At 70.5% G+C, this 8,983-nt stretch carries 10 protein-coding genes and 1 pseudogene; 7 read left to right on the top strand and 4 right to left on the bottom strand.

The window, feature by feature from the left end:
* Nucleotides 1-456: 456 nt before the first annotated feature.
* The 4 genes from IO39_RS43090 to IO39_RS43100 are packed head-to-tail and all read left to right on the top strand — an operon-like array spanning nucleotide 457 to nucleotide 4,103.
* Entirely contained in the window at nucleotides 457-1,926 is a 1,470-nt protein-coding gene (locus tag IO39_RS43090; protein WP_245642595.1) for a TnsB C-terminal domain-containing protein, read from the top strand.
* A gap of 19 nt (nucleotides 1,927-1,945) precedes the next feature.
* Nucleotides 1,946-2,143, top strand: coding sequence for a hypothetical protein (locus tag IO39_RS59960; protein WP_245642596.1), 198 nt, complete (start codon nucleotides 1,946-1,948; stop codon nucleotides 2,141-2,143).
* Complete coding sequence (locus IO39_RS43095; RefSeq protein ID WP_245642597.1) at nucleotides 2,140-3,072, top strand: TniB family NTP-binding protein; 933 nt, start codon at nucleotides 2,140-2,142, stop codon at nucleotides 3,070-3,072. The genes IO39_RS59960 and IO39_RS43095 overlap by 4 nt, the downstream gene beginning before the upstream one ends.
* An 11-nt stretch (nucleotides 3,073-3,083) precedes the next feature.
* A complete protein-coding gene (locus IO39_RS43100; protein WP_052424138.1) occupies nucleotides 3,084-4,103 on the top strand; it encodes a TniQ family protein in 1,020 nt (339 codons plus the stop codon).
* 21 nt (nucleotides 4,104-4,124) lie between these two features.
* Here the strand turns inward: IO39_RS43100 and IO39_RS43105 are convergent, their stop codons facing one another.
* The 3 genes from IO39_RS43105 to IO39_RS43115 form a co-directional block, all read right to left on the bottom strand.
* Nucleotides 4,125-5,000: a recombinase family protein gene (locus IO39_RS43105; protein WP_043637420.1), complete on the bottom strand. Its 876-nt coding sequence runs from the start codon at nucleotides 4,998-5,000 to the stop codon at nucleotides 4,125-4,127.
* A 168-nt stretch (nucleotides 5,001-5,168) separates the two neighbouring features.
* Complete coding sequence (locus tag IO39_RS43110; protein ID WP_043637424.1) at nucleotides 5,169-6,041, bottom strand: oxidoreductase; 873 nt, start codon at nucleotides 6,039-6,041, stop codon at nucleotides 5,169-5,171.
* A 70-nt stretch (nucleotides 6,042-6,111) separates the two neighbouring features.
* Nucleotides 6,112-6,687 (bottom strand): alpha/beta fold hydrolase, encoded by a 576-nt coding sequence (locus IO39_RS43115; protein ID WP_043637426.1) that lies wholly within the window; start codon nucleotides 6,685-6,687, stop codon nucleotides 6,112-6,114.
* A gap of 95 nt (nucleotides 6,688-6,782) precedes the next feature.
* Here IO39_RS43115 and IO39_RS59820 point away from each other — a divergent pair.
* Together IO39_RS59820 and IO39_RS58475 are read left to right on the top strand one after the other, a co-directional pair.
* Nucleotides 6,783-6,917: pseudogene (locus IO39_RS59820) on the top strand (LysR family transcriptional regulator); the annotation flags it as partial.
* Nucleotides 6,918-7,236: 319 nt separating this feature from the next.
* Entirely contained in the window at nucleotides 7,237-7,692 is a 456-nt protein-coding gene (locus IO39_RS58475) for a LysR substrate-binding domain-containing protein (RefSeq protein ID WP_245642599.1), read from the top strand.
* Between the two features lie 60 nt (nucleotides 7,693-7,752).
* On the opposite strand, the gene IO39_RS51590 is transcribed toward IO39_RS58475, so the two are convergent.
* A complete protein-coding gene (locus IO39_RS51590) occupies nucleotides 7,753-8,553 on the bottom strand; it encodes a GNAT family N-acetyltransferase (protein ID WP_169789226.1) in 801 nt (266 codons plus the stop codon).
* Between IO39_RS51590 and IO39_RS53730 the strand changes: the two genes are divergently transcribed.
* Nucleotides 8,526-8,983 (top strand): class I SAM-dependent methyltransferase (locus IO39_RS53730; RefSeq protein ID WP_245642600.1); only part of this gene is annotated, 458 nt, incomplete at its 3' end. The two genes, IO39_RS51590 and IO39_RS53730, sit on opposite strands and share 28 nt — an antisense overlap.

Raw genomic sequence — 8,983 nt, forward strand, 5'->3', positions numbered from 1 at the left:
CTCCAAGGTGGGTGGTGTTGTGCCAATTCACCTGGAGGAATTCGGGTCCGCACGGGACCACGTTGATCGCTAAGGCGGGTGCCGCGGGGATGATCAGCGACCGCTGCCGCAGTTGCGGTCGCGATGAGGGTCCTGCGGACGACCGGCAACATCCGCTTGCGTGTGCGGACGACCGGCAACATCCGCTTGCGTGTCTCGTTCAGCCAGATCGACGATCGTGCCGGCGGCTCCATGAGGCAAGGGCACAGATGGCCTTACCGCTTCTAACGGGTTCGCCAAAGGTTTCCGCAGGAACGACCGTCCCGAAACTCGTTGTCACTTCTCGAAGCCGGGTGCACAGGTGTCCTGGGCTTTTGAGGGTCCGTGCAGAGGACTCTGAAGCGCCGGATTGACCATAGTCCTCTGCGCTACGGTGCGTTTGTTCCGTACTCGTGTGCGCGACGGTGAGGCCCCGGCATGGACGATGGGCGAGCGCAGATCATCGAGCGGGGTGTGCTGACCGCCCCGGATGAGACGTGGGACATGGCAGTACGCCGGGCCGAGGTGATCGGCCGGTTGGCCGCCGGGCCGCGGGTGGGATGGGCGGCCGCGGACGCGGCGGCAGATGAACTGGGCATCTCCCGGCGCCAGGTGTACGTGCTGCTGGGCCGGTGGCGTGCGGGTGAGGGTGTCGTGTCGGATCTGCTGCCTGGGCGCTCCAGCGGTGGCCGGAGACTCGGCCGGGTGCCGGCGGCGGTCGAGACGGTGATGGCCGAGGTGATCCGGTCGCGGTATCTGACCCGGCAGCGACGCTCGGTGGCGGCGGTCTACCGGGAGGTCGTACGCCGGTGCCGGACCGGCGGACTGCCAGTGCCGGCGCGCAGCACGCTGGCGCGGCGGATCGAGGCGCTGGATCCGGTGGCGGCCGCCACGGCGCGGGAGGGTGCCGAGGGGGCGCGCCGGCTGCGGACGGCCGGCGGCGAACCGCCGAGCATCGAGGGGCTGTTGCAGCAGGTGCAGATCGACCACACGCCGGTCGATGTGGAGGTGGTCGATGAGCGGCATCGGCTGCCGATCGGCCGCCCGTACGTCACCGCGGCGATCGATGTGGCCAGCCGGTGCGTGGTCGGCCTGGTGGTGACCCTGGAGGCACCGTCGGCGCTGTCGGTGGGGCTGTGCCTGGCGCACACCGTGTGCGACAAGCGGCCGTGGCTGGAGCGGCTCGGGCTGGAGGCGGTGGTCTGGCCGATGAGCGGCAAGCCGCACGAGATCCACGTGGATAACGCCGTGGAATTCCACAGTGAGGCGCTGCGCCGGGGCTGCGTGCAGCACGGCGTCATGCTGGCGTACCGGCCCAAGGGCATGCCGCACTTCGGCGGCGTCATCGAGCGGCTGATCGGCACGATGATGCAGATGGTGCACGAACTGCCCGGCACCACCTTCTCCAGCGCGGCCGAGCGCGGCAGCTACGACAGCCAGGCCAGCGCGGTGCTGACCGTCGCCGAGCTGAACCGGTGGCTGGCCCTGGCGGTGGCCGCCTACCACGGCCAGGTGCACGCCACGCTGGGCCAGACACCCGCCGGGCGGTGGGCCGAAGGCGTCGCGGCCGGCGGCCGCCCCGCGATGGTGACCGGCGAGACCGCGTTCCTCATCGACTTCCTGCCGGTGATCCGGCGGACGCTGAGGCGGACCGGCTTCACCATCGACCACGTGCAGTACTACAGCGACGCGCTCAAGCCGTGGATCGCCCGCCGGGATCGGCTGGAGAAGTTCGTGCTGCGCCGAGACCCGCGCGACCTGTCCCGGATCTGGGTGCTGGACCCCGACGGGCACGCCTACCTGCCGGTGCCGTACCGGACGGGCGCGGGGCGCCGCCCCGCCGATCAGCGTGTGGGAACAGCGCGCCGCGATCGCCCGGCTGCGCCGGGACGGCCGGGCCCAGGTTGATGAGAACGCCCTGTTCGCCATGGTCGAGCAGATGCGGCAGATCACCGAGAACGCGGCGGCCACGACCCGCCGGGCCCGCCGCGATGCCGAGCGCCGCTTGGCGACCCCCGCGCCGCGACCAGATGCGCCGGCGCCCCCGCCGCCACCCTCGCTGCCGGCCGAGGAGGGCGCAGACGATGAGCCCGTGCAGCCGTTCGAGGTGATCGAGCAGTGGTGACCAGCCGGCCAGGCATCGAGCTGGAGCCGGGCCCGGAAGAGGACCTGTCGCACCTGCATGACAGCGTCCGGCCGGTGACCCGGCTGCCCGCCGCCGAACGGCTGGCCCGGGTCCGGGCGGATCGGTGGATCGGCTACACCCGCGCCACCCAGGCACTGAACCAGTTGCACACGCTGCTGGACTGGCCGGCCAAGCAGCGGATGCCGAACCTGCTGGTGATCGGGCCGACCAACAACGGCAAGTCGATGATCGTGGAGAAGTTCCGGCGCTCGCACCCGCCGATCTCGCACCCGGATCGCGAACAGGTCCCGGTGCTGGTCGTGCAGATGCCCTCCGATCCGCACGTGGCCCGCTTCTACACCGCGCTGCTGACCGCGCTCGGCGCGCCGCTGCGTCCCCGCCAGCGGCTGGCCGAGCTGGAGCAGCTCGCGGTGCGGCTGCTGCGCCAGGCCGGCGTGCGGATGCTGGTGATCGACGAACTGCACAACGTGCTGGCCGGGCGGGATGGGGTGCGTCGCGAGTTCCTCAATCTGCTGCGCTTCCTGGGCAACGAGCTGAAGATCCCGCTGGTCGGCGTCGGTACCCGGGACGCCTACCTGGTGATCCGCTCTGATGACCAACTGGAGAACCGCTTCGCGCCGTTCGTGCTGCCGCGCTGGGAGGCCGGCCGGGAGGCGAGCATGCTGCTGGCCAGCTTCGCCGCCGCCTTCCCGCTGCGCCGCCCCTCCTACCTGGCCACCGCGGAGATGACCGACTATCTGCTGGCCCGCAGCGAGGGCACCATTGGAGAGTTGGCCGCGCTGCTCACCGAGGCCGCCGTCGCGGCGATCGAGTCCGGCGAGGAGGCCATCACCCAGCGCACCCTGCTGCTGGCCGGCTACGCCGGGCCGACCGAGCGGCGCCGCAAGTTCGAACGCGAGCTGCTGTGAGGAGCGCGGGCGTGCCGGACGGGGCGCGCCGCTGGCCCGTGCACCCCGAGCCCGCCCCCGGCGAGGCGCTCACCTCCTGGCTCGGCCGTCTGGCCGGGCTGTACCGCCTGTCGGTCGAACAGCTGCTGACCTATGACCTCGGTCCGGCGTCAGCGCAGTTCGACGTCGTACGCCCACGCGACGCAGCCCTGGACTACCAGGTGCCCGCCTTTGACGTCGTACGCCCACGCGACGCAGACCTGGACTACCAGGCGCCCGCTGCCGTCTTACGCGCGCTCACCGCGCGGACCGGCATCGCGGTAGGCCGGCTGCGCCGGATGACGATCTCCGGTTGTGTGCCGTGGCTGGCCGACACCCTGGATCCCGCCGACGGCCAGAAGGCCTTCTCTGCCTATGTCCGGCAGGACTCGGTACTGCTGCCGCCGGGCCGGGCCGGATATCACGTCGTCAACCACTGGGTGCCCTGGCTGCCAGCGCGCAGCCGCCCATGGCGGACGGCACGACGGGTCTGCCCCACCTGCCCAGCCGACCGCGGCATCCTCCTGCTCGCCGCGCTCCCCCTCATGATCAGCTGCGCTGAACACGGATGCCGCCTGGAACGAGTCCACGAGGTTCGCCGGGCTCACCGCTACGACGAGCCGATGACCCCCCGCCCGGTCCCCGACGCCGTCGCCGCGCTGGACAGGCTCACCTTCGAAGGCATCGCCACCGGGAGTGTCACACTACCCTCGCGCACGGTGCACGTCGGGGAATGGCTACGCCTGCTGCGTACGCTGCTGGACGAGGTCAGCATGGTCGCCTCCCGGGCCGGCCCCGGCTCGGCCGCCATGCTGCACCAGATCTGGGACACCGCGGACTTGCCGTTCCGGGCTGGCCTGAACCACTGGCGGCCGTACGAGCGGCTGAGCCCGGCACATCAGGAAGCGATGCTGCACGCGGCGGCCACCGCAGTGCAGCTGGCCGCTGACGGGAGGATCATTCCCGGTGGCACGCTCGGCTCGGCGCTACAACGGGCTCCACACCGGCGGTAAGGCGACGCGCGTGGGGGACGTTCACCCCATGGCAGACGCCGATGCCGCGTCGGCGTCGTGTTCGCGCAGCATCCGCAGGACGGTGGCTGGGGACGGGTGCCGGCCCTTCTTCTTGCCCTTGGTGATGACGAGGCGGGCGGCGATGTCGCGCAGGCTGAGGTTCTGACCACGCAGGTGCAGGGCCATGGACAGCATGGCGTCGTCGGTGACGGCGGCGCCGCCGATGGTCTTGCCGCGGGCGCGGGCGGATTCGTGGCCTTCCAGGGTGCGGTCGCGGATGTATTCGCGTTCCATCCCGGACAGTGCGGCCAGCACGGTGAACACCACGCCGGACGGATCGTGGGAGCCCTGGAGCTCGCCGGTGAGGAACTCCAGGCCGATGCCGGCGGCGCGCAGTTGCTCGGCGAGTGCGGCCAGGTCGAGGCCGCGGCCCAGCCGTTTGTGTTCGTGCACGACCAGTGTGACCGCGACCCCGGCCGTGCGGAACTCGTGGGCCAGGGCGACGGCCTTGTCGAGCTCGGGGCGGGTAGTGGCGCGGGTGGAGATCTTCTCGGCGAAGACGCGGGTGACGCCGGCGGCCTGGAGCGCGTCGAGCTGGGTGTCCAGGGATTGGCGGACGGTGGAGGCGCGGGCGTAGCCGATGCGGACGTGCCCGGCCGGTTCGGTGTCCGCCATGGCGGGGCGGGGCAGCTCGATCCAGAGCGTGCCCGGCTTGCGGATGGCCGGGGTGGTCACGGTGAGTGTCTTGGCGAGCGCGGGCACGAGCCGGAAGCGGGCGGTGTGGTACTGGACGGCGACCTTGCCCTTGCCGGTCCGGCAGGGGGATCCGGCCGGGGCGGCGCAGGAGGTCATCGGGCAGTCGTGGGCCTCCACGCGGAGGTAGTCGTCGTCGCGCACCCCGGAAGTGTTTCATAGGGGCGTTTCATAACACTACTCATTTGCATCGACCTATGAAACGGTGTTCACCCTGGACGCGTCCGGTCGAAGATCGCGTTTCATGCGTCCTCGCCTATGAAACAGCCCCGGAGTCGTGAAGCCGCCGCGCCAGGCAGTCAAACCGGCGGCTCAGGCGGTGGGCAGGGGGAACTTGATGTGGGTGAGGAGTTCGGAAACGTCCCAGAGCTTTTGCGCTGTGTCGTCGTTGAGTGCTTCGTGGGACAGTTCTTCGAGGGTGGCGGGGCCGCGTACCCCGAACCGGCTGGGGCCGGAGAAGCTGGCGCCGGGGACGTTGCCGACGGTGGCCAGCAGGGTCGGCCGGGCTCCGCCTTCGGGGCTTTGGGCCAGGAGTCGCGTGCCCAGCGCGAGGGCGTGGTCAAGGATGCGCCGGCCGGTGGTCATGGTGAATCCGGTGGCCGCCCAGCCGGGATGCGCTGCCGTGGCCAGGATCGGTGAGCCGGCCCTGTTCAGGCGGCGCTGCAGTTCTCGGGTGAACAGCAGGTTGGCCAGTTTGGTCTGTCCGTAGGCGCCGAACGGCCGGTAGGGCCGTCGTTGCCACTGCAGGTCCTCGAAGTCGATGTGTGCGCTGCGGTAGTTGGTGGAGGACACGGTGATCACCCGCCTGGTGATCTGGCTCAGGAGCAGATTCGTCAAGGCGAAGTGCCCGAGATGGTTGATGCCGAACTGGCTCTCGAAGCCGTCGATGGTGTGCTGCAGGGTGTCGGTCATGGAACCGGCGTTGTTGATCAGATAGTCGATGGGGCCGTCCGTTGTGCGGGCGAACTCACGTACGGAGGCCAGCGATCCGAGGTCGAGGGGGCGTGACTCGGTGAGGCCGCCTATCTCGGCGGCGGCCGCGCGGCCGCGGGTCTGGTCGCGCACGGCGAGGATGACCCGTGCGCCCTTCGCGGCCAGCGCGGCGGCGGTGGCCTTGCCGATGCCGCTGCTGCCGCCGGTGATGATGGCGGTCCGGCCGGTCTGATCGGGGATGTGCATGGTCATGAGGTGATGGCTGTCTTTCGGTGATCGTGTTGCGCGGTGTTCGAGATCGATGGCTTCCGGATGTGCGGCTTCACAGGCTGTTCCAGAAGTCCGACAGCATGCGGGCGGTCCGGGCCGGGTCCTGGAGCATCCACCAGTGCCCGAGCCCGTCGAGGTCGACGGTACGGGCGCCGGCGCGCTGGGCGGCGCGGTGGCGGAGGGCAACGCTGCCGGCGGTGAGGTCGTCGGTGGCCACGGGGACCAGACCGGGCCGGGCTGCGGCCGCCGCCAGATTGCGCCCGCGTTCGGCCAGCATGTTCTCGGGTACGGAGCGGTACAGCGACAGGATGGCTCGGCCCATCTCGGGGCCCTGTCCGAGCGCCACCTGGCCGGCGGCCGGCTCCGGGATGCCCCACGAGATCATGCGCGCCGTGCGTTCCGCGGCGTCTCCTGAGAAGGTTTCCTCGATGTGGCGTTCCCCGTCCCCCGGCGTCTGCCAGGTCTTGGCGATCTCATGCCTGGCCCCGAAGCCTGCGGGAAGTGCGGCGCCGAAGCCTGGAGGTGAGAGCCGGACCACGTCCTGCTGCTGGGGCTTGGGCAGTTGGCTGATCAGAGGGGTCCAGACGGCAGAGGTCACCGGGACGCCGTGGACAAAGACAATGGTCATGCCAGGTATGACATCACCGGGCCGGCGTAGGCGTCCAAGACCTGCCTTGCACCCCGTGATGCAAGAAGTGCATAACGGGGGACTAGTCTCGGGGCATGCTTCCCGATCTGGACCTTCGGCTGGTCCGGTACTTCACGGTCGTCGCTGAGCAGCTGAACTTCGCCCGGGCGGCCGAGGAACTGCGTGTCGCCCAGCCTTCCCTGAGCCGTCAGATCCAGCGCCTGGAGAACACTCTCGGCGTGCGTCTGCTGGAGCGCACCACCCAGGGGAGCCGCCTGACCGCTGCGGGCGCGGCTTTCCTGCCCCAGGCACAGCAACTGCTGCACGGCGCCCAGCAGGCGGTCCTGACCGCCCGGGCGGCGGCGCCGGCGCGCACGATCACCATCGGGTACGCCGACGATCTCGTCATCACACCCGCCGTGCGCAACCTGCGCCACCGCTGTCCCGACGCCCACGTCCGTACGCGTCACCTCGGCTCACAGGACGCCTCCGCGCTGCTGGAGCGGCAGGTCGATGCCCTGGTCACCCGTACGCCGCTGCCGTTTGGAGGTGACGGTCCTGTACTCCGAGGCCCGGGTCCTGCTCGTGCCCGCCTCGCACCGCCTCGCCGGGAAGGAGGCGGTCACGGCCGGCGACATCGCCGCAGAACCACTTGTGGGCTGTACCGGCATGGGCGTCGAATGGACCACCTTCTGGCGGCTCGAACCCCGATCGGGCAGCGAACCCGCCCCGGTGGGTCCTACCTTGGCCGAGACCTACGAGGACAAACTCGAGGCCATCGCCGACGGCACCGCCATCGCCATCGTCCCGGCCGGCGACCGGCGCCACACCCTGCGCCCTGACCTGGTCACCGTGGCGCTCGACGGGATCGAGCCCTGCCAGATCGTCGTGGCCACCCGGACCGCGGACACCAACCCCCTCGTTACAGCGTTCGTGCGATCCGCGAAGGATCTCCTGGTCGGGCCCATCACCAGCGTTGCCACTCCTCCCGCCCATTCTGTCTAGTGTTGTCCCGCTGATGGGAAGGTTCCCGGGCGCGGTGTACGGGCGCACGGGCGACCCCTGCTACCCGCCGCGGTGCACGCTGCCCGGCGGGAAACGGCGGAAGAAGAAGCGCTCGTCGGCACCGGGCAGGATGCTGGAATGCACGCCGAAGACCATCCACATGTCCATCGGCGCTCCGGCCTCCATCACGTCGAAGCCCTGGCGGCGGTAGAAGGCGCTCAGCCCGGGCGTGGGCGGCATCGCGCCGTACAGCAGCAGGTAGCCGCAGTGCACGTAGATCTGCCGGCAGCGCTTGAGCAGCGCCGCGCCGATCCCGCGGCGGCGTTCGCTCTCGGCCACCGCCACCGCCTTGATCTTCGCCAGGCCGATCGCGCCGAGCATCACCACCCGCCGCTGCGCTTCGCGCCGATCAGCGCCGGCCGGAATGACCTGCAGGTGATCGTCGGCCACGTTGATGGGCGGGTAGGCGATCAGCGTGCCGACGATCCCGCGATCGCGATGCTCGGCCACCAGCACGAGCGCGGCATGCAGGTAGGCCTGCAGCGGATCGTCAAAACTGCGGGCGAACTGTTCGGTCAGATGCCGGTGGAAAGCGTCAGGCCCGCCGCGCAACCCGCCGCGCAACCCGCCGCGCAACCCGCTGCGCAGGGCAGCCCCCGCGAACTCGGCCGTCACCGCTTCCCGTAGCACGTCCTCCAGCCCAACGCCGGCCAACGGCACCAGGTCGGCAATAGCCGACAGGTCACCCGCCTGAGCTTGCCGGACCTGGACACCAACGGCATCAGCCCAGCCGTTGATCAGACCGTGCTCGCTCAATCCCTCGGGCTTCTTGCGTGCCCTCAGCCGGCTGCCCTTGCTCACGGTGCCGCCCTTCAGACGCCAGGGGGTGCTGGGCTTCCTCGTTCATCGTCGCACTGCCGGGGCAGCCCCGTCAGCCACGGCGTGCAGACCACTTCGCGCATTCGTGCAGACGACTTCGAAAACTGACAACCGCGCTGGAACTGGGCTGCAGCCGCGGGCACGCGGTCGCCGCGCTGGCCACCAAGGGCATCTCCGCCACCGGTGTGGACCTGTCACCCGTGCAGATCGACGGCGCCCGCCAGCAGTGGGGGCACCTGCCGAACGCCTACTACGTCCAGGCCGACGTGCTCACCTTCCTCGCCGAGGCCGGCCAGCGCTGGGATGCGATCTATCCATCTTCGGCGCGCTCTGGTTCACCGACCCCGAGCAGTGGATGCCGCTGGTGCACCAGCGCCTGGCCGCCGGCGGGCGGCTGGCGTTCTCGTGCGCC

Origin of the sequence: Nonomuraea candida (assembly GCF_000725485.1) — a bacterium.
Classification (GTDB): Bacteria; Actinomycetota; Actinomycetes; order Streptosporangiales; family Streptosporangiaceae; genus Nonomuraea; species Nonomuraea candida.

Bases quoted from the DNA above. Each gene is read 5' to 3' on its own strand.
- IO39_RS43090 (WP_245642595.1), top strand. From the start codon at position 457: ATGGACGATGGGCGAGCGCAGATCATCGAGCGGGGTGTGCTGACCGCC.
- IO39_RS59960 (WP_245642596.1), top strand. From the start codon at position 1,946: ATGGTCGAGCAGATGCGGCAGATCACCGAGAACGCGGCGGCCACGACC.
- IO39_RS43110 (WP_043637424.1), bottom strand. From the start codon at position 6,041: ATGACCATGCACATCCCCGATCAGACCGGCCGGACCGCCATCATCACC.
- IO39_RS43115 (WP_043637426.1), bottom strand. From the start codon at position 6,687: ATGACCATTGTCTTTGTCCACGGCGTCCCGGTGACCTCTGCCGTCTGG.